This window comes from Streptomyces sp. HD, assembly GCF_028369295.1.
In the GTDB taxonomy this organism is placed as follows: domain Bacteria; phylum Actinomycetota; class Actinomycetes; order Streptomycetales; family Streptomycetaceae; genus Streptomyces.
Map to the genome: position 1 here is coordinate 1 of NZ_JAQMYP010000058.1, position 21,153 is coordinate 21,153.

Consider the following 21,153-nt stretch of genomic DNA (forward strand, 5'->3'; position numbering starts at 1 on the left):
CCGGGCAGCCGGCGGGCGGCGGTGGTGAAGGTGCCGTGGGGGTGTTCGGGGGTGCCCTCGGAGCGGGGGAAGAACTCGTACCAGGAGCCGTACAGGGCGCGTTCGCGCTCCACCAGCAGCGGCAGCGGCTCGGAGGCGGTGACCAGGTCCCGCAGCGGATACCGCCCCAACACCGCGTCCACCTCGGGGGTCAGCGCAGCCGCCAACCGCCAGGCGGCCGGGCGGCTCTCGTCCCGCAGGGCCTCGACGGCCGTGAGAACGACCTGTTGCCGACCCTCGTCCTCCGGCACTCCGGCGGCCGCACGCTCGTAGAGCCGCGCGCCCTCCTCCAGGACCAGGTCGGTGTCCATGCCGGCCGGGATCTTGATCTGGGCGTGGTGCCGCCAGGTGGCGACCGGGTCGCCCCAGGCCTCGACCAGATAGGTCCACCGACCGGGCTCGCCGGCGGTGACGTCGGCGCCCCAGCGGTCGGTGCCGGGAGCGAGTTCACGCATCGGCGTCCAGGGGCCGGGACGGCCGTCCGGGTCGATGAGTACGGCGTTGGCGGCGACGGCGTCATGTCCCTCGCGGAACACCGTTGCCGAGATCTCGAAGGTCTCGCCGGTCACCGCCTTCGCGGGCACGCGCCCGTGCTGGACGATCGGGCGGACGTCGAGAACCGGTATGCGCCCGACACCGTTGCCCTTGCCGGTCACGGAGGGTCGCTCCGGAGCCGGCGGTCCGGGGTCGGCAGCGATGCCGCGATGGACCGGGAGTGCGTCGGTACGGGACGTCGGGGGTGAGGACGACTGGTGGCGCATGGCGGGCATGACCGCTCCTGTCCGCGTCAACGTGGGTGGGCGGATGGCTGTGGGGAGGTGGGTCCTGCGGGTGGTGCGCCCGGGGGCGCACGGGTGGGGTGTACCGGAGGAGCCTTCCCACCCTATTCGGGTGGGCAATCCGGCACTTTGTTAACTACTCACGCGTATGTCTACGCACAAGACCGGCCCCGTTCCTCAGGAACGGGGCCGGTGTCTGCAATTCGCCGACAAGTGGCCGCTATGAGCCCGGTACCTGCAGGAGTTTGTTCGGCGAGCCGAGCCCACGCCCGGAGACCTTGCCGGACGCGGCCTGCGCCACCAGCGCCTTGGACACCTGCGCGGGACCGGCCTTGGGATGGTCGGCCAGATAGAGCGCGGCCACGCCCGCCGCGTGCGGCGACGCCATCGACGTACCCGAGAAGGTCGCCTTGCCGGAGTCGTTCGCGTACGACGCCGACGTGATTGCGACCCCCGGGGCGAACAGGTCCAGGGACGGGCCGAAGTTGGAGAAGCTCGCCCTCGCGTCCTTCTTGTCGGTGGCGCCCACGGTGATGGCCTCCCGCACCGCGGCGGGGGAGTACAGGGACGCCGGCAGCCCGTCGTTGCCCGCCGCGACCGTGTAGGTGACGCCGGACGCGATGGAGTTGCGTACGGCGGCGTCCAACTGCGCGTTGCGGTAGCCGCCGAGGCTGACGTTGGCGACCGCCGGCTTCCTGGCGTGCTTGGTCACCCAGTCGATGCCTGCGATGACCTGGGCCGTTGTGCCGCTGCCCGCGTTGTCGAGGACCCGTACGGAGACGACCTTGGCGTTCTTGGCGACGCCGTACCGGCTGCCCGCGATGGTGCCGGCGACATGGGTGCCGTGGCCGTTGCCGTCGCTCGCGGTCCTGTCGTTGCCGACGAAGTCCCAGCCGTAGCCGGCCCGGCCGCCGAAGTCCTTGTGCGATATGCGGATGCCGGTGTCGATCACGTAGACCGTCACGCCGCTGCCCGCGGACTCCGGCCAGGTGTAGCTCTTGTCCAGCGGAAGGTTGGCCTGATCGATGCGGTCGAGCCCCCAGGACGGCGGATTCTGCTGATTGTGCTCCAGGGCCACGCGGGTGTCCTGGACGACCGAGGCGACGCGGGAGTCCGCAGCGAGCCGCTTGGCCTGTCTCTCGTCGGCCCGGATGGAGTAGCCGTTGAGGACCGTGCCGTAGGTGTGGCTTATTTTCGCCCCGTACTTGTCGGCAAGGCTCTTTCCGGCCGCCGACGGAGCTTTCGTTCCTCCCTTGAGTGTCACCACGTAACTGCCGCTGATGGTGCCGGGGACCCCGGCGCCGAGTATCTGCCCCTCCGGTGCGGCGTGCGCGGGCAGGGTGCTGGCCGACAGTGCGGCGACACAGGTCACCGCGGTCAGGCCTCCCGCCCAGCGCAGACGCCGTATGCGCGTCCGTGCCATGGTGTGAGTTCCCCTCCTCAACTCGGCGCACGACGGCCCTCCGACACCGGGTGCGCCCGGCGCGGACCGGTGCGCCACGAGTCAGCCTCCCTCCATGTGAGAAGTCGTCACAAGGACGCCTACGGGGGCGGAATCGGCCATATCGTCCATGGGGGATGTGTAAAGGTTGCGGCTGCTTTCGGATGAAGGTGAGCGAAATAGACCCGTCCGGCGGCAGGGGACAAGAACGATCAAGCCGAACCGGGGACTGAGGGCGAAGCTCCCAGCGGGGGCGACGCGTTCGCCGGTAACGTCATGGGCCACGGCGACGCACACTGTCGTGCGGCGTCATCCAGCGAAGCGCCGAGGTGGAACCGTGAAGGCGATCCGTCGATTCACCGTCCGTCCTGTCCTCCCCGAACCCCTCCGGCCTCTCAGTGACCTCGCGCGCAATCTGCGCTGGTCCTGGCACGCGGAGACCCGCGATCTCTTCCAGACCGTCGACCCCGAGTGCTGGGCGGCATCGGGCCATGACCCCGTACGGCTGCTGGGCAGTGTGTCGCCCGGGCGGCTCGCGGAGCTGGCCGAGGACCGCCGGTTCCTGCGCCGGCTGACCGCGGCCGCCGGTGACCTGGGCGACTACGTCAGCGGCGGGCGCTGGTACCAGGAGCAGCCCGGCGAACTTCCCGCCGCCGTCGCCTACTTCTCCCCCGAGTTCGGCATCACGGCCGCCCTGCCCCAGTACTCCGGCGGCCTCGGCATCCTCGCCGGCGACCATCTCAAGGCGGCCAGCGACCTCGGCGTACCGCTCATCGGGGTCGGGCTGCTGTACCGGCACGGCTACTTCCGGCAGTCCCTGTCCCGGGACGGCTGGCAGCAGGAGCACTACCCGGTCCTGGACCCCAACGAGCTGCCGCTCGCGCTCCTGAAGGAACCCGACGGCAACCCCACCCGGATCTCCCTCGCCCTGCCCGGCGGCGGTTCGCTGCACGCCCGGGTCTGGCTCGCACAGGTCGGCCGGGTGCCGCTGCTGATGCTGGACTCGGACGTCGAGGAGAACGGCCTCGGCGAACGCGGCGTGACCGACCGGCTCTACGGCGGCGGCAGCGAGCACCGGCTGCTGCAGGAGATGCTGCTGGGTATAGGAGGTGTGCGGGCCGTGCGGACGTACTGCCGTCTGACCGGCCACCCGGAGCCCGAGGTCTTCCACACCAACGAGGGCCATGCCGGCTTCCTCGGCCTGGAGCGCATCGCCGAACTGGCCGCCGGGGGGATGGACTTCGACTCCGCGCTGGAGGCGGTCCGCGCCGGGACCGTCTTCACCACCCACACCCCCGTCCCGGCCGGCATCGACCGCTTCGACCGCGAGCTGGTCGCCCACCACTTCGGCCCCGACGCCGAACTCCCGGGCATCGACGTCGAGCACATCCTCCAGCTGGGCATGGAGACCTACCCCGGCGGCGAACCCAACCTCTTCAACATGGCCGTGATGGGCCTGCGCCTGGGCCAGCGCGCGAACGGCGTCTCGCTGCTGCACGGCAACGTCAGCCGCGAGATGTTCTCGGGACTGTGGCCGGGATTCGACCCCGACGAGGTGCCCATCACCTCGGTCACCAACGGCGTCCACGCCCCGACCTGGGTCGCCCCCGAGGTCTTCCGGCTCGGCGCCCGCCAGATCGGGGCCCAGCGCACCGAGGACGCGCTGACCGTCGGTGGCTCGGACCGCTGGGACGCGGTCGGGGACATCCCGGACCAGGACATCTGGGAGCTGCGCCGGAACCTGCGCGAGCAGCTGGTGACGGAGGTCCGGGACCGGCTGCGCACCTCCTGGCGGCAACGCGGCGCGGGGACGGCCGAGTTGGGCTGGATCGACGGCGTGCTGGACCCCGACGTCCTCACCATCGGATTCGCGCGGCGCGTCCCGTCGTACAAGCGGCTGACGCTGATGCTCAGGGACCGCGACCGGCTGATGGATCTCCTGCTGCACCCGGAGCGGCCGATTCAGATCGTGGTGGCGGGCAAGGCGCATCCGGCGGACGACGGCGGTAAGCGGCTGGTCCAGGAGCTGGTGAGGTTCGCGGACGATCCGCGGGTGCGCCATCGGATCGTGTTCCTGCCGGACTACGGCATGGCGATGGCGCAGAAGCTGTATCCGGGCTGCGACATCTGGCTGAACAACCCGCTCAGGCCGCTGGAGGCGTGCGGCACGTCGGGCATGAAGGCGGCGCTGAACGGCTGCCTCAACCTCTCCGTCCTGGACGGCTGGTGGGACGAGTGGTTCCAGCCCGACTTCGGCTGGGCGATCCCCACGGCCGACGGCACCGGTACGGAGCCGGACCACCGCGACGACATAGAGGCGGCGGCGCTGTACGACCTGCTGGAGCAGCGCGTCACGCCGCGCTTCTACGAGCGTGGCCAGGCCGGGCTGCCGGACCGCTGGATCGAGATGGTCCGTCAGACACTGACCCATCTGGGCCCGAAGGTGCTGGCGGGCAGGATGGTCCGTGAATACGTCGAGCGCCTCTACACCCCGGCCGCGCACGCCCATCGCGCGATGACACCGGACGCGGCGCGTGAGCTCGCGGGCTGGAAGGCGCGGGTGCGCTCGGCCTGGCACGGTGTCACGGTCGACCATGTCGAGACGTCGGCGGCGACGCCCACCGCGGAACTCGGGTCGACGCTCAGTCTCCGGGTGCGGGTCGCGCTGGGCGACCTCGGGCCGGACGACGTCGAGGTCCAGGCGGTTTCGGGGCGGGTGGACGCCGAGGACCGCATCGCGGACGCGTCGACGGTGCCGTTGAAGCCGACCGGGAACCCGGACATGGAGGGGCGGTGGGTGTACGAGGGCCCGCTCGCCCTGGACCGGACGGGCCCGTACGGCTACACCGTCCGGATCCTCCCGGCGCATCGGTTGCTGGCGTCCGGCGCGGAGCTGGGGCTGGTGGCGGTGCCCTCGGAGGAGACGGGTGAGGGGGCCGGGGTGCTGATGCGGTGAGCGCGAGGCGCTCGGCCGGGGGAGGAATCCCGGCCGAGCGCCCGCGTGCACTGCTCCAGTCGTTGCTGGGCGGTCAGGCGATGGCCGTCGCGTAGGCGCAGTTGATCAGCGTGCCGCCGCTGGTCTGGCACATCGTCAAGGAGACGGAGGCGCCGTCCGCGATGTCGAGGTCCTTTTCGAGTCGTCCCGCGTCGGCGCCCTGTGTGTGCTTGATCTCGGCCGAGCCGCCGGACCAGGTGGCCTTGATGTACACCCCGCGACCGTCGGCCTCGGCGTCCACCGCATAGAGGATCTCGTCATAGGCCGTGAAGCCGGCCCACGAGACGACCACGCCACTGGGGTTGCGCCACTCGGCCCAGCAGTCCCTGCTGTTCGCGTCGTTCCACCCTGCCGCGCAGCCCTTGTCGTACGTGTCGGCCGACGACACCCCCGCCATGGCGCCGAACGTCAGTGCCGCGGTGGCCGCGACGGTCCCCACTCTGAGAAACGTGCGCATGATTGCCTCTCTTCCCCGGGTGGGCTCTAGGCCTCGCCGATGCAGTACGGAATGACGTTGTTGGAGTTGAAGTCGATGCCGCCGGTGGTGGTGCCGTCCCAGTTGCCGAGGAATGCTCCGACGTGGACGGTCGTGCCCTCGGCTATGGAGAGGTTCACGTCGCGGAGGCCGCTGTCCGCGCCGTTCCTGTTCCAGTACCAGTAGTGGCCGTCGCCGTAGATCTCGATGTGCCCGATGGCGGAGTGGCCGTCGGCGAAGACGTCGTCCACCAGGAGGTGTTCGCCGGTCGCCTTGAACGTGGCCTTGGCGCCGCCGTTGTCGGATGTGTCGCTGCAGTTCTCCTCGGCGTGGGCGGTCGTCGACAGCCCCAGAGTGAGTGCCGCCATGATCGGAACAATCGCCGCCGCACGGCTGAACGAGCGCATTCTCATTACGTTCTCCTTCTCTCGCAGTGATATGTGCTCTCGCGGTGATACGTGCTCTCGCGATACGAGCCGGTTCAGTTCCCGGAGCAGGAGGCCTCAACGACGAGCTTCGGCCGTAGATCTGCCGAGAAGGGCGTCCCGGCAGTGGGATTCTGCTCGCAGACTTTCCATGACCAATGGCGCCCGCCGGTCCTGCGCCCCTTCGCGTCCAGTGTGTCGACGCTGATGTGGTCCGGAGCGAATCCCGCCTCGACGAGTTGCTGGGCCGCCTTGCGCAGATTCACGCCGACAACCTTGGGCGTTTTGCCGGGCGGCATGTCCTCGCCGACGCGAAGTGGGCATTTCTCGGAACTCCGGACCGCGAAATAGTCCACGGCGCTGAGGTTCGGCTTCTGCTTCTCGAAGCACGCCTTGAAGTGGCTCGCGTAGGCCGGGCTGATGTACCGGCCCAGGCTTGTCGCATCGCGGAGGGAGAATCCCTTTCCCTGGTCCGCCGCCGTTTTCATGGCCGTGTCGAGCGGGAGGTCCACTCGGCGAATGGAGGGCTCGGGCCCTTCGTCGGCTGTGTCCTGATGGCCGCACGCGGTGGCACCGCCCAGAATTGCCAGAGCCGCTATCACGCTCGCGAGTCTCACGGAATCGCTCCCCCCCGGTATGGGGGTAAAGGAATCATGGAAGCGTTTGTCGGGTCAAGGGATTTTCCCGGTCAAGGAGTTCTGCGAGGTCAAGGGGTTTTGCGGATTAAAAGATTCCGGGTGATTGTCCTCATTGTGGAGTAATTCCGATAACGCGGAATCGCCCGGTCAGTACTCCTGTGCCGGTGCGCACAATCGCCGCAACACCGCTCCGCATCGCCGTGCGTACGCATGCTGAAGCCCGCGGGTGGCCGGGCCGCCCGCCCGCGCGTACCACTTCGCCCCGCGGCTGAACGCGTTCACCGTCAGCCAGACCGTGCCGTCGCCCGTGCGCTCCACGACGAACGCCTCTTCGCCGCACTCCGGATGTCCGGAGAGCGTGCCGTACGCCCAGCCGATCCGCCGGTGTTCCGCCACCGTCCAGACCACCCGGCAGGGTGCCTTGATCATGCCGGCGAGGGTGACCGTGACCTCGACGTCGGAGGCGGCGCGATCGGCCGAGGCGTCGATGCCGACGCCCATCGCGCGGTGCATCTCCCAGGTCATGACCGCCTCAGCGGCTCTGCGGAAGACGTCCTCGCCCTCCCCGATGCGAGTGCGCACGTGCAGGGGGTGGAACCCGGGCGGGCAGAAGCCGCTCTCTCGGGTCGCGCCGACGTGGTCGTACGTGAAGGACATGGGTCACAAGCGTAAGGCGGCACCCGGGGATGCCTTCGTCCCGGGTGCCGCCCCTTTGCAACTACGTGTGCGTCAGCTCACGTTGATGGCGGACCAGGCCGCCGCAACCGCCTTGTACTCGGTGCTGCCGGTGCCGCCGTACAGGGCGGACGCCGCGCTCAGGGTCGCCGTGCGGGCGGCCTTGTAGTTGGTGGTCGACGTCATGTACTCGGTCAGCGCCTTGTACCAGATCGCGGCTGCCTTGTCGCGGCCGATCCCGGTGACCGTCGAGCCGTTGGACGTCGGGGAGTCGTAGCTGACCCCGTTGATCGTCTTCTTGCCGCTGCCCTCGGACAGGAGGTAGAAGAAGTGGTTCGCGGGGCCCGAGGAGTAGTGGACGTCCAGGCCGCCCAGCGACGAGGACCAGCTGTCCTTGGACGCGCCGTCCTTGCTCGGCTTGTCCATGTAGCGCAGCGGAGTGCCGTCGCCGTTGATGTCGATCTTCTCGCCGATGAGGTAGTCACCGACGTCGGAGGAGTTCTTGGCGTAGAACTCGACCGCCGTGCCGAAGATGTCGGAGGTGGCCTCGTTCAGACCGCCCGACTCGCCGGTGTAGTTCAGGCCCGCGGTGTTGGAGGTGACGCCGTGGGTCATCTCGTGGCCGGCCACGTCCAGCGAGGTGAGCGGCTTGGCGTTGCCCTCGCCGTCGCCGTACGTCATGCAGAAGCAGCTGTCGTCCCAGAAGGCGTTCACGTAGGCGTTGCCGTAGTGGACCCGGGAGTAGGCGGCCTTGCCGTCGTTCTTGATACCGCTGCGGCCGAAGGTGTCCTTGTAGAAGTCCCAGGTCTCCTGCGCGCCGTAGGCCGCGTCGACGGCGGCGGTCTGGTCGTTGGAGGCCGCGCCGGTGCCCCACGTGTCGTCCGCGTCGGTGAACAGCGTGCCGGCGGAGGAGCTGGTGCTGCGGGCCTTGTTGTACGTCTTGTGGCCGCCGCGCGTGGTGTCGTAGAGCTGGAACGTCGAGCCCGACTTGGTCGTGCCGAGCGTGACGGTGCCCGAGTAGAGGCTCTTGCCGCTGCCGGTCTCGATGCCCTGGTACTCGAAGAGCTTCTTGCCGGTGGCGGCGTCGGTGATGACGTGCAGCTCGTTCGGGGTGCCGTCGTCCTGGAGGCCGCCGACGACGGTCTCGTAGGCGAGGGTCGGCTTGCCGTCGGCCGCCCAGATCACCTTGCGGGGCGCCTTGTCCGCCTCGGTCTTCTTCGAACCGGCCGACTTGGCGAGCGAGACGGCCTGGCCCTCGGCCTTGGCCGCGCTGATCGCCGGCTTCAGCGAGGCGACCTTGATGGTGGCCTTCGTCGCCTTGGTGACGCCCTGGGTCTTGCCGGCCTTCGACTCGTGGACGACCAGGTCGCCGCCGAGCACCGGGAGGCCCGCGTAGGTGCGCTCGTAGCGGGTGTGGACGGTGCCGTCGGCGTCCTTCACGACGTCCTTGACGACCAGCTTCTCCTGGGCGCCGAGGCCTATCGCGTCGGCCGTCTCGGCGGCCTCGGCCTGCTGGTCCTTGATGAGCGCGGTGCGCGCGGCGGGGGCCAGCGCGACCGGGACGGCGAGCTCAGCCGCCGTTCTGCTGCCCTGCGCCTGGTCATCGGCGGCGGAACTGCCGGCGGTCAGACCGGTGGTGAGGAGGGCTCCGGCCGCCACTGCGGTGGCGATGGCCAGAGTGGTGCGCTTGCGACGCGCGTAGAGGGGGGTCACACGAGCTCCTTTTGTGGGGGAAGCGCTGTGGTGCTTGTGCGGCGGGTGCACGAAGAGTGACACCTGGGGCGCGTACATGTCAGGAGGGTGCGGTGATGTTGGCCAAAACTTGACTGTCCGGTAAATGTTTCAGAAATGTGAACGGGCGCCGTCCCGGCGGGAGTTGAACCCTCCGAGACGACGCCCTGTCCGGCTGGACCGCGAACGGGCCTACGGGAAGGTGAGCTTCCAGCTGTTGATGTAGCCGGTGTCGATGGCCGCGTTGTCCTGGACGCGCAGCTGCCAGACGCCGTTGGCGACTTCGGAGGACGCGTTCACGGTGTACGTGGTGTTGAGGTTGTCCGAGCTGCCGCCGGTGCCGTACCCCTTCAGCGTGTACGCCGTGCCGTCGGGGGCGACCAGGTCCACCTTGAGGTCACCGATGTAGGTGTGGACGATGTCCACGGCGACCTGGAGGTTGGAGGGCGCGTTGCCGGTCCGGCCGGACACGGTGATCGGGGAGGTCACGGCCGCCCCGTTGTCCGGAATCGATACGTCTGTCCCGCTCTCGAAGGACGTACCGCCACCGCCGCCCCCGTCGGAGCGCGTGCCCACGTTGACGCCCGCCCAGGCGTCCTGCACCGCCTTGTACTCGGCGCTCGTGGTGCCGTACAGCTCACCGGCCGCCGCGAGGGTGCCGGTGCGGGCGCCCGAGTAGTTGGTGTTCGAGGTGAACTTGGTGGTCAGCGCGCGGAACCAGATCTTCTCCGCCTTGTCGCGGCCGATGCCGGTGACCGGAAGGCCGTCCGAGGTGGGCGAGTTGTAGGTGACACCGTTGATGGTCTTGGTGCCGCTGCCCTCGCTCAGCAGGTAGAAGAAGTGGTTCGCGGGGCCCGAGGAGTAGTGCACGTCGATCGAGCCGATGCCCGAGTACCAGGCGTCCTTGGACGAACCGTCCTTGCTCGGCTTGTCCATGTAGCGCAACGGGGTGCCGTCGCCGTTGATGTCGATCTCCTCGCCGATGAGGTAGTCACCGACGTCGGAGGAGTTGTTGGCGTAGAACTCGACGGCCGTGCCGAAGATGTCGGAGGTCGCCTCGTTCAGACCGCCGGACTCGCCGCTGTAGTTGAGGCCCGCGGTGTTGGAGGTGACGCCGTGGGTCATCTCGTGCCCGGCCACGTCGATGGACGTCAGCGGGTGGGTGTTGCCCGACCCGTCGCCGTACGTCATGCAGAAGCAGCTGTCGGACCAGAACGCGTTGACGTACGCGTTGCCGTAGTGGACCCGGGAGTAGGCGCCCACGCCGTCACCGCGGATGCCCGAACGCCCCTGCACGTTCTTGTAGTAGTCCCACGTCAGTGCGGCGCCGTAGTGGGCGTCCGCGCCCGCGGTCTCCGTGTTGGACGCGCTGCCGTTGCCCCACACGTCGTCGGAGCCCGAGAAGAGGGTGCCGGTGCCGGAGGTGCCGCGGTTGAGGTTGTACGTCTTGTGGCCGCCGCGCGCGCCGTCGGTCAGGTTGTACGTCGACCCCGACTGCGTGGTGCCGAGCGTCACCGTGCCGCTGTACATGGTGTTGCCGGTACCGGTCTCGATGGCCTGGTACTCGTACAACTTCTTGCCGGTGGCGGCGTCGGTGATGACGTGCAGCTCGTTCGGGGTGCCGTCCTCCTGGAGGCCGCCCACGACGGTCTCGTAGGCGAGGGTCGGCGTACCCTTCGCGGCCCAGATCACCTTGCGCGGCGCCTTGTTGACGTCCGGGCTCTTGGCGTCCTCGGCCTTCGCCGCGGCCAGCGCCTGCTTCTGAGCCTTGGCGGCGGACACGGCGGCGGTCGTGGTGGCCGGCTTGATGGCGGCGCGGGTCGCCTTCACGACGTCCTTGGTGGCGCCGGACTTCGTGGTCTCGACGACCAGGTCGCCGCCGAGGACGGGCAGGCCGTCGTAGGTCCGCTCGTAGCGGGTGTGGACCGTGCCGTTGCCGTCCTTGACGACATCACGGACGACCAGCTTCTCCTTGGCGCCCAGGCCGAGGCCCCTGGCGGTGTCCGCCTTGGTGGCGTTGGCCTCGCGTATCAGCTCGGCGCGCTGGGCGGGGGACAGCTTGACGGACTCGGCGCCCGGGATGACCTTGCCCGCGGCCGACGGTGCCTTCTCCGGGGCTGCGGTGGCGGCGCCCGTCTGGACGGCCGCGGCGATCAGGGCGGAGACGCCTACGAGGGCTACCGCGGCGGCCCGGCGCTGCGCTGCGTGGGGGGTGCGTCTGTGGGAGGAACTGTCTCTCAACACTGACTCCTTCTGCGCGGCCGCGGATCACGCGGCCAGGGGAGACCGGCCGGCGGGTGGGCCGTCCGGGCGATACGGGGTGGTACGCAGAACGACGTGCGCGTGCGGGAGTTCGGCCGCGGACACCGTCATGTGACGGTGTTGTGGGGTTGCTGTGTCGCGGCCGTGGGAAGAGTGCCAGCTGACCGCGGTTTCTGTCAGGACCGCGTCAGGAACTTGGCTGGAAATCGTTCGTTGTCCGGGAGTTCACGTTCGATAAACGGAACAGACACGGACCGGAAGGGGACCAGAAGCGGGCCGGACGCTCACACGTCGATACGGCCGAGATCCCGCAGCCAGGCAGCCGCGTTGCCGTCGGACGGCGCGCGCCAGTCGCCGCGCGGCGAGAGCGAACCGCCCGCCGAGACCTTCGGACCGTTCGGCATCGCCGAGCGCTTGAACTGTGCGAAAGCGAAGAAGCGACGGCAGAACACCTCAAGCCAGTGCCGGATCTCGGCCAGGTCGTACGCCACCCGCTTCGCCTCGGGGAACCCCGGAGGCCACGCACCAACCGCCGTGTCGTGCCAGGCGTGCCACGCCAGGAAGGCGATCTTCGACGGGCGGAAGCCGTACCGCAGGACATGGAAGAGCGTGAAGTCGTGCAGCGCGTACGGCCCGATCTTCGACTCCGTCGACTGCATCTCCTCGCCCGGCACCAGCTCGGGGCTGATCTCGGTGTCGAGGATCGCGGCGAGCGTTTTGCCGGTCTCCTCGTCGAACTGCTCGCTGCCGATGACCCAGCGGATCAGATGCTGGATCAGCGTCTTCGGCACACCCGAGTTGACGTTGTAGTGGCTCATCTGGTCGCCGACGCCGTACGTGGACCAGCCCAGCGCCAGCTCCGACAGGTCGCCGGTGCCGAGGACGATGCCGCCGCGCTGGTTGGCGAGGCGGAACAGGTAGTCGGTGCGCAGGCCCGCCTGGACGTTCTCGAAGGTGACGTCGTACACCGGCTCGCCGGACGCGAACGGGTGGCCCATCTCCTTGAGCATCAGCCGCGCGGTCGGCGTGATGTCCAGCTCGGCCGCGGTGACGCCGAGCGAGTTCATCAGCTTGTGGGCGTTGTCCTTGGTGTGGTCGCTGGTGGCGAAGCCCGGCAGGGTGAAGGCGAGGATGTCGCTGCGCGGCCGGCCGGCGCGGTCCATGGCACGGGCGGCGACGATCAGCGCGTGCGTGGAGTCCAGCCCGCCCGACACCCCGATGACGACCTTCGGGCCGCCGATCGCGCCCAGCCGCTGCTGGAGGCCCGCGACCTGGATGTTGTACGCCTCGTAGCAGTCCAGCGCGAGCCGGTCGGCGTCGGCGGGCACGAACGGGAAGCGCTCGACCCGGCGCTTGAGCCCGAGGTCGGTCGTCGGCGGGTCCAGCTGGAACCTGATGGTCCGGAAGTCCCCGGTCCGCCCGGCGTGCGCGCGCCGGTTGTCGTCGAACGTGCCCATCCGGTGCCGCTCCTGCCGCAGCAGGTCGAGGTCGACGTCGGCCACCGCGTACTGGTCGCCGAGCGGGAAGCGGTCCGACTCGGCGAGCAGGGCGCCGTTCTCGTAGATCATGGTCTGCCCGTCCCAGGACAGGTCCGTGGTGGACTCGCCCAGACCGGCCGCCGAGTAGACGTAGGCGGCGAGGCAGCGCGCGGACGCCGCCCTGCACAGCAGCCGCCGGTCCTCGGCCCGGCCCACCGTGATCGGGCTGCCCGAGAGGTTCGCCAGCACGGTCGCCCCGGCCAGCGCGGCCTCCGCGCTCGGCGGCACCGGCACCCACATGTCCTCGCAGATCTCGGCGTGCAGCACCAGGCCCGGGACGTCCGCCGCCTCGAAGAGCAGGTCGATCCCGAACGGCACCTCCTCGCCGCCCACCCTGATCGTCCCGCCGCGCTCGTCCTCGCCGGACGCGATCTGGCGGCGCTCGTAGAACTCCCGGTAGTTCGGCGGGTACGACTTCGGCGCCACACCGAGGATGCGGCCCCGGTGCACGATCACCGCGCAGTTGTAGATCCGGTGGCGATGCCGCAGCGGCGCGCCCACGACCAGCACCGGCAGCAGGTCCGCCGACCCGGCCACCACGGTCCGCAGCGCCTGCTCGACCTCGTCGAGCACCGGGTCCTGGAGCAGCAGGTCCTCGATCGAGTAGCCGGTCAGGCCCAGCTCGGGGAAGACGGCGACCGCGACGCCCTCCCGCGCGCACGACTGCGCCTGCCGCAGCACCGCCTCCGCGTTGGCCTGCGGATCGGCGATGACGGTGTGGCCCGTACACGCGGCGACCCGCGCGAAGCCGTGCTGGTAGATCGACCAGAAGTTCAATGCACTGCGGCTTTCTACTGTGGCTTTCTTCAGCGTGCCAGGGATCTCCTACGGCAACGAGCATAGATCGCCTGTTCAGGCGGGTGCCCCGGGGCGCTCCCCGTGCCACGATCGCCACAGCGCCGCGTACGCCCCGTCCGCCGCGACCAGCTCGTCGTGCGTGCCGAGCTCGGTGAGACGGCCGTTCTCCATCACGGCCACGCGGTCCGCGTCGCTGGCGGTGTGCAGCCGGTGCGCGATCGCGATGACGGTACGGCCGTCCAGTACGGCGGCCAGGGCGCGCTCGGTGTGCCGGGCCGTCGTCGGGTCCAGCAGCGCCGTGGCCTCGTCGAGGATCAGGGTGTGCGGGTCGGCCAGCACCACGCGGGCGAGCGCGAGCTGCTGGGCCTGCGAGCCGTCCGTACTGCCGCCGCCGTCGCCCAGCGCCGTGTCCAGGCCGTCGGGCAGCCGCCGTACCCAGGTGTCGGCGCCGACCGCGGCCAGGGCGGCCCACAGGTCGTCGTCCGTGGCGGACGGCGCGGCGATACGGAGGTTGTCGCGGACCGTGCCGAGGAAGACATGGTGCTCCTGCGTGACCAGGACGACCTGGCGGCGCAGCTGCTCCGGGCCGAGCGCGACGACCGGCACACCGCCGACCGTCACCGAACCGGCGGTCGGCGCGTCCACGCCCGCGAGCAGCCGGCTCAGGGTGGTCTTTCCGGCGCCGGACGGGCCGACGACGGCGAGGCGTTCTCCCGGCCGCACGGTCAGGTCGACGTCGCTGAGGACCTCGCCGCCACGGTCGTAGGCGTAGCGCACACCGGTCACGTCGATGCGGTCGTCCGCGGGGGCGGGGGAGTCGGTCTCCCTCGTCTGCGGGGCCTGCGCCAGTCCCTCCACCCGGGCGAACGAGGCGCCGCTGCTCTGCAGTTGCTCGACCCGCATCAGGATCTCGTCCAGGGGTTCGCTGAGCCGTTGCAGATACAGGGCGGCCGCCACCACCGAGCCCAGCGTCATCGCGCCCTGCTCCAGCAGTACGCCGCCGAGCAGCAGGACCGTCGCCACGGGGAACAGATACGAGACGTCGACGACCGGGAAGAACACCGAGCGCAGGAAGAGTGTGTGGAGGCGGGTGCGGCGGGACGTCTCCAGCGCGTCGCGGCTCGCGCTCACCCGGCGTTCTTCGAGGCGCAGTGCCTCCACCGTGCGGGCGCCGGAGGCCGTCGCCGCGAGGATCTCCGCGACCTCCGAGGTGGCCGCGCCCTCGGCCAGGTAGCCGTCGCGGGCACGGCGCAGATACCAGCGCAGGGCCCACCAGATGCCGCCGAAGCCGAGGATTCCGCAGAGGCCTAGCAGGGGGTTCAGCGTGACGACCGCGGCCAGCAGGAACACGGCCTGTACGGCGCTGATGAGCAGCTCGGGGCCCACGTCGCGCAGGGTGGTGCCGACCAGGGCGACGTCCGCGGTGCCGCGTGCGGTGAGGTCGCCCGCGCCGGCGCGTTCGACGACGTTCGCGGGGAGGGCGAGGGTGCGGTCCACGAAGTCCTCGCGGACTCGGGCGAGGGTGCGTTCGCCGAAGCGGTGGCCTATGTAGCGGGCCCAGCGGGCCAGCAACAGCTGGGCTGTTGCCGCGATCAGGATCGCCAGGGCCAGTTTGTCGACGGTCGTCACGTCGGTGCCGGCGCGGACCTCGTCGATGATGCGGCCCACCAGCCAGGGGCTGGCCAAGCCGGCCAGTGCTGCGAGGGAGTTCAGGGCGAGTACGGCCGTGAAGGCTTTGGCGTCGGCTCGGATCAGGCGGGTGGTGGCTCGTCGTACGTCTTTGGGTTCTGCGATGGGGAGGGTTTTGCGGGGGAGGGCTCGGGGCTCCGTGTTGTTCGCCGGGTGCGGGCGTTTCGTGGCTTGTCGCGCAGTTCCCCGCGCCCCTGAGGGGCGTTTGGCTTCCGTCATCGGGCAAGCTCCTCGGCGTCTTCGTCCCGTGCCACCAATGCCCGGTAGCCCGGCTCCTCCTCCAGCAGTTCGCTGTGTGTGCCTGTGGCCGCCACCTTGCCGTCCACCAAGAAGTGGACCGTGTCCGCCCGGTCCAGGAGCAGCGGGGACGTCGTCGTCACCATCGTCGTGCGGCCCCGGCGTGCCGTGTGCAGGCGTTCGGCGACCCTTGCCTCGGTGTGGGCGTCCAGGGCCGACGTCGGCTCCACCGCGAGGAGGATCTCCGGGTCGGCCAGGAGCGCGCGGACCAGGCGCACCCGCTGGCGTTGGCCGCCGGAGAGGTTGCGGCCCTGGGCGTCGACGGGGGTGTCGAGGCCTTCGGGCAGGCCCCGGACGATGTCCTCGGCCACTGCCGTGTGCACCGCCTGTGCGATCGCCGTCTCGTCACGGTGCGTGTGGCCGGCCACCAGCTCGCGCAGCGTGCCCGCGAACAGGTCCGACTCGTGGTCGGCGACCAGGATGCGCCGTCTGACCTGCGGTAACGCGATGTCGGCCAGGGGGATGTCGCCCCAGGTCGCCGCGGAGTGCGTGTAGCGGCCCAGGCGGTCCACGACGTGCGCGGCGTCGGTCGGCTGGGCGGCGGCCAGGGCGGTCAGACGGCCCGGCAGCACCCGTACCCCGGACTCGGGGTCGTGCAGTGCGGCCGGTTCCGCGGGGGCGTCGCCGGTACCGGTGTCGGTCATCGGCTCCAGGCGCAGGAAACCTACGACCCGGCGTGCGGCCACCAGGCCACGGCTCACCTGGTAACCGCACTCGACGAAGAACGCCACCGGGCGGACGAGGACCGCGACATAGCCGTAGACCGAGACCAACTCGCCCACCGTGATGGCGCCTTGGGCGGCCAGCCTCGCCGCCAGCCAGGTCACCACGGCCAGGAACAGGGTCGGCAGGCCCAGGCCGAGCGCCTGTACCCAGCTGGTCACCGCACCGACCCGGTAGCCCTGTGCGCGCAGCCGCTGCGAGTCGCGGTGGAAGGCGTCGGCGACCAGGTCCTTGCCGCCGAGGCCGTTGAGGACGCGCAGCCCGCCCGCGAGGTCGGCGATGCGGGCCGTCAGGACGCTCTGGCGTTCCCGGTACTCGGCCTCGGTGCCCTGCAGCCGGCCGAGCAGGGGGCCGACCAGTACGGCGATCGCCGGCATCCCGAGCAGCACCACCACCGCGATCGGCACCGAGACCGACACCAGCAGTACCGCGACGGCCAGATAGGCGATGATCGCGCCGAACCCCGGGCCGATCACGGTCAGCGAGCCGCTGATCGTCTGCACGTCGCCCACCCCGATGGTGACGACCTCCCCGGCCCCGATCCGGCGCGGCAGCGCGGCACCCAGCCGGACCGACTGGCCGACCAGGACCTTGATCGTGCGGAACAGGGCGTCCATCCGCACCCGGGTCATCGTGCGGTGCCGCATGATGCTCAGCCAGGCGTTGAACGCCCCGATCCCGACCAGGGCGGCGGTCCAGCCGACCAGTGCCGGGTAGTCACCGGTCGCGAGCCCTTCGTCCACGGCGCGCGACAGCAGATACGGCGTCGCCGCGAGCAGCACCATCCAGACGGCGGAGATCAGCGCCCCGAGGGCCGACCGGCCGGCCTGTCGGGTGACCAGCCACCACAGATAGCGGCCGCCGCCGCGGCAGTCGGGCTCGCCCGGATCCTCGTACGCGTCGATCATCGTTCCCCCGTTCCGTTCCTGTGCAATTACCGTGCCGGGCCGCTACGCCAGACTGTCCCGCCACGCCCGGTGCAGATCCGCGAACCTGCCGGTCCCGGCGGTGAGTTCGGCCGGTGTGCCGTCCTCGACGATCCGGCCGTACTCCATGACCAGGACCCGGTCGGCGATCTCGACCGTGGACAGGCGGTGGGCGATGACGACGGCCGTGCGTCCGTTGAGGACCGTCGACATCGCGCGCTGCACGGCCCGTTCGCCGGGGATGTCGAGCGAGCTGGTCGCCTCGTCGAGGATCAGCACGGCCGGGTCGGCGAGCAACGCCCGGGCGAACGCCACGAGTTGGCGCTGACCGGCGGAGATACGGCCGCCCCGCTTGCGTACGTCGGTGTCGTAGCCGTCGGGCAGCGAGCTGATGAAGTCGTGCGCGCCGATGGCCTTGGCGGCCTGCTCGACCTCCTCGCGGGTGGCGTCGGGCCGGCCGATGGCGATGTTCTCGGCGACCGTGCCGGAGAACAGGAACGCCTCCTGCGTCACCATCACCACCCCGCGCCGCAGCTCGGGCACGGCCAGCTCGCGCAGGTCGACGCCGTCCAGCAGGACCCGGCCCTCGGAGGGGTCGTAGAAGCGGGCGAGCAGCTTGGCCAGCGTCGACTTGCCGGCGCCGGTGGAGCCGACGACCGCGACCGTCTGACCGGCCGGGATCGTGAGGTCGAAGCGGGGCAGCACCTCGCCGCCGGTGCGGTAGGCGAACCGGACGCCGTCGAAGACGACCTCGCGGCCGGGGTGCTCCGACTCCAGTGCCGGGAGCGGACGGGGGGACTGCGGTTCGGGGACGGACGGTGTCTGGGCCAGCAGTCCGGCGATCTTCTCCAGGGAGGCCGCCGCCGACTGGTACGAGTTGAGGAACATGCCGAGCCGGTCGATCGGGTCGTACAGGCGGCGCAGGTAGAGCACGGCGGCCGCCAGCACACCGAGGGCCAGCGTGCCGCCCGCGACCCGGTAGGCACCCCACAGCACGATCCCGGCCACCGCCGTGTTGGCGACGAGCCGGGATCCGACGACATAGCGGGCCATCTCCAGCAGCGCGTCGCCGTTCGTGCGCTCGTGACGGGTGTTCAGGACCCGGAAGTCGGCGTCGTTGGCGGCCTCGCGCCGGAACGCGCGCACCGGGCGGATGCCGTTCATGGTCTCCACGAACTTGACGATCACGGCGGCGATGGCGGTGGACCGCAGGGTGTACACGCGGGCGGCCCGCCGCCGGTAGCGCCGTACGAGGAGATACAGCGGCACGAACGACGCCACGGCGACCGCGCCGAGACCGAGGTCCAGCCACAGCAGCATCGCCGAGATGTAGACGAAGGACAGGATGACGGTCACGAGCTCTTGAAGGCCCTCTTCGAGCAGCTCGCGCAGTGACTCCACGTCCGTGGTGGAGCGGGAGATGAGCCGGCCCGAGGTGTAGCGCTCGTGGAAGTCGATACTCAGGGCCTGGGCATGGCGGAAGATACGGCCGCGCAGATCGAGCAGCACGTCCTGGCTGACGCGGGCGGAGACCAGGATGAACCCGTACTGGAGCGCGCCCGAGGCCAGCGCGCACAGCAGATAGCCGACGGCGACCGCGATCAGCGGTCCCAGGTCGTCGCGCCGGAACGCCGGTACGGCCGAGTCGATGGCGTACGCCACCAGCAGCGGGCCCGCCTGCACCGCGGCCTGCTGGAGGAGCAGCAGGAGCGTGGTGAGGGCGACGCGGGCCTTCATCGGGGTGAGCAGGGAGCGCAGGAGGGCGGAGGTGGCGCCCGGGGGAGTGGGCAGGACGTCGTGGTCGAAGGAGGCGTCCGGCCCCAGCGGTTGCTCGGCCGGCTGTTCCTTGTCCGGCTGTTCCCTGTCCGGTGCGGTGGCGGTGGTCGCCGTCATCGGTCGGCCTCCTCGGTCCCGGCCATGAGGTGGGCGTACTCGGCGTTCGTGCGCAGCAGTTCGTGATGGGTGCCGACGGCGGCGACACGGCCGCCGGACAGCAGGGCGACCCGGTCCGCGAGCAGCACCGTCGACGGGCGGTGGGCGACGATCAGGGCGGTGGTCTCCGCGAGCACCTCCCGCAGGGCGGCCTCGACCGCGGCCTCGGTGTGCACGTCCAGCGCGGACAGGGGGTCGTCCAGCACCAGGAAGCGGGGCCGCCCGACGACCGCCCGCGCGAGCGCCAGCCGCTGCCGCTGCCCGCCGGAGAGGCTGAGGCCCTGCTCGCCGACCTGGGTCGCGGTCCCGTCGGGCAGGGCGTGCGCGAAGCCGGCCTGCGCGACCGCCAGCGCCCGCTCCAGCTCGGGCTCGCCCGCGCCGTCCCCGGTGCCCATGAGAACGTTCTCCGCCACGCTGGCCGAGAAGAGGGTGGGCTCCTCGAAGGCGACGGCGACGAGTTCGCGCAGCGACTGTCTGGACATCGCGGAGATGTCCCGGCCGTCGAGGGTGATGCGGCCCGACGTCACCTCGTGCAGACGGGGGACGAGCGCGGTCAGGGTCGTCTTGCCGCTGCCCGTCGCGCCGACCAGGGCCATGGACTCGCCGGGGCGGATGTGCAGGTCGATCCGGTCGAGGACGGGTGGGGAGTCCTCTGGGGCGTCGGGATAGCGGAATCGGACGTTGTGGAAGCGGATGCCGTCGTTGTCGGCTGCGGGTCTGTGGGGGCTGGTCGCGCAGTTCCCCGCGCCCCTTTGGGGCGCTTCCGTCTCCGGCGTTTCATCCATCACCTCGAAGTACCGCTCCGTGGCCGTAGCCGCCTCCTGGCTCATGGCCAGCAGGAACCCGATCGAGTCCACCGGCCACCTGAGCGCGAGCGCGGTCGACAGGAACGCCACCAGCGTGCCCGCCGACAGTTCCCCGTCCGCCACCCGCACCGCACCCAGCACCAGCGCCGCCCCGATGGCCAGTTCCGGCAGCGTCACGATGACGCCCCAGATCGTCGCCAGCATCCGGGCCTTGCGCAGCTCCGTGCCGCGCAGCGTCCCCGACAGCTCCCGGAACGCCCGGGCCTGACTGCGGTGCCGCCCGAAGCCCTTGATGATGCGGATGCCGAGGACGCTCTCCTCGACGACCGTCGTCAGATCGCCGACCTGGTCCTGCGCCCGGCGCGCCACCGTGGCGTACCGCTTCTCGAAGATCACACAGGTGACGATCACCGGCACCGCCGGGATCAGGATCACCAGCCCCAGCGTCCAGTCCTGAAGCAGCATGATGATCACGCCAACAAAGATCGTGACCCCGTTGACCAGCAGAAACGTCAGCGGAAACGCCAGGAACATGCGCAGCAGCATCAGATCGGTCGTGCCCCGCGACAGCAACTGCCCCGACGCCCACCGGTCGTGGAACGCCACCGGCAGCCGCTGCAGATGCCGGTACAGATCCGTCCGCATCGACGCCTCGACCCCCGCCAGCGGCCGTGCCACCAGCCACCGCCGCAGCCCGAACAGCAGCGCCTCCCCGATCCCGAGCAGCAGCAGACACAGCGCCCCGAGCCACACCCCGGCCGGATCCCGGTCGGCGACCGGCCCGTCCACCATCCACTTCAGGACGAGCGGAATGACCAGCGCCAGACAGGAGGCGAGAACTGCCACGAACGCGGCGGTGAACAGACGCAAACGCACCGGCCGCACATACGGCCACAGTCGCAGCAGCGTACGTACGGCGGATCGGTCGGACCTGTCCTCGGCGGTTGCACGTGTCGTCACCATCAGCAGCGAGCCTACGGATCG

The 21,153-nt window shown here is 70.4% G+C and carries 14 protein-coding genes; 1 reads left to right on the forward strand and 13 read right to left on the reverse strand.

Going from position 1 to position 21,153, the window contains the following annotated elements; genetic code table 11:
- Window positions 1–809, reverse strand: an 809-nt coding sequence (locus POF73_RS38340; RefSeq protein WP_272123952.1) for a maltotransferase domain-containing protein, incomplete at its 3' end; no start/stop codon positions are given.
- Between the two features lie 229 nt (window positions 810–1,038).
- Window positions 1,039–2,241, reverse strand: coding sequence for a S8 family peptidase (locus tag POF73_RS38345; protein WP_272123953.1), 1,203 nt, complete (start codon window positions 2,239–2,241; stop codon window positions 1,039–1,041).
- Between the two features lie 355 nt (window positions 2,242–2,596).
- Between POF73_RS38345 and POF73_RS38350 the strand changes: the two genes are divergently transcribed.
- A complete protein-coding gene (locus POF73_RS38350; protein WP_272123954.1) occupies window positions 2,597–5,215 on the forward strand; it encodes a glycosyltransferase family 1 protein in 2,619 nt (872 codons plus the stop codon).
- Between the two features lie 73 nt (window positions 5,216–5,288).
- On the opposite strand, the gene POF73_RS38355 is transcribed toward POF73_RS38350, so the two are convergent.
- From POF73_RS38355 to POF73_RS38405, 11 genes are all read right to left on the reverse strand, one after another.
- Window positions 5,289–5,711 (reverse strand): hypothetical protein, encoded by a 423-nt coding sequence (locus tag POF73_RS38355; protein ID WP_272123955.1) that lies wholly within the window; start codon window positions 5,709–5,711, stop codon window positions 5,289–5,291.
- A 26-nt stretch (window positions 5,712–5,737) separates the two neighbouring features.
- Window positions 5,738–6,097, reverse strand: coding sequence for a hypothetical protein (locus POF73_RS38360; RefSeq protein ID WP_272123956.1), 360 nt, complete (start codon window positions 6,095–6,097; stop codon window positions 5,738–5,740).
- A gap of 113 nt (window positions 6,098–6,210) precedes the next feature.
- Entirely contained in the window at window positions 6,211–6,771 is a 561-nt protein-coding gene (locus POF73_RS38365; protein ID WP_272123957.1) for a PASTA domain-containing protein, read from the reverse strand.
- A 168-nt stretch (window positions 6,772–6,939) separates the two neighbouring features.
- Window positions 6,940–7,449, reverse strand: coding sequence for a DUF1990 family protein (locus POF73_RS38370; RefSeq protein WP_272123958.1), 510 nt, complete (start codon window positions 7,447–7,449; stop codon window positions 6,940–6,942).
- A 72-nt stretch (window positions 7,450–7,521) separates the two neighbouring features.
- Window positions 7,522–9,180 (reverse strand): M4 family metallopeptidase, encoded by a 1,659-nt coding sequence (locus tag POF73_RS38375; protein ID WP_272123959.1) that lies wholly within the window; start codon window positions 9,178–9,180, stop codon window positions 7,522–7,524.
- 210 nt (window positions 9,181–9,390) lie between these two features.
- On the reverse strand, window positions 9,391–11,439 hold the full coding sequence (locus POF73_RS38380; RefSeq protein ID WP_272123960.1) for a M4 family metallopeptidase: 2,049 nt from the start codon (window positions 11,437–11,439) through the stop codon (window positions 9,391–9,393).
- Window positions 11,440–11,744: 305 nt separating this feature from the next.
- Window positions 11,745–13,775 carry an NAD(+) synthase gene (locus POF73_RS38385; protein ID WP_272123961.1) on the reverse strand — a complete coding sequence of 677 codons (2,031 nt, stop codon included), beginning with the start codon at window positions 13,773–13,775 and terminating at the stop codon, window positions 11,745–11,747.
- 75 nt (window positions 13,776–13,850) lie between these two features.
- The gene (locus tag POF73_RS38390) at window positions 13,851–15,704 is read right to left on the reverse strand and encodes an ABC transporter ATP-binding protein (RefSeq protein ID WP_272123962.1); all 1,854 of its coding nucleotides are present in this window, start codon (window positions 15,702–15,704) and stop codon (window positions 13,851–13,853) included.
- A complete protein-coding gene (locus POF73_RS38395; protein ID WP_272123964.1) occupies window positions 15,701–17,413 on the reverse strand; it encodes an ABC transporter ATP-binding protein in 1,713 nt (570 codons plus the stop codon). The genes POF73_RS38390 and POF73_RS38395 overlap by 4 nt, the downstream gene beginning before the upstream one ends.
- Before the next feature lie 42 nt (window positions 17,414–17,455).
- A complete protein-coding gene (locus tag POF73_RS38400) occupies window positions 17,456–19,324 on the reverse strand; it encodes an ABC transporter ATP-binding protein (protein WP_272123965.1) in 1,869 nt (622 codons plus the stop codon).
- Complete coding sequence (locus POF73_RS38405) at window positions 19,321–21,132, reverse strand: ABC transporter ATP-binding protein (RefSeq protein ID WP_272123966.1); 1,812 nt, start codon at window positions 21,130–21,132, stop codon at window positions 19,321–19,323. Before POF73_RS38405 ends, POF73_RS38400 begins: the two co-directional genes overlap by 4 nt.
- Window positions 21,133–21,153 lie beyond the last annotated feature (21 nt).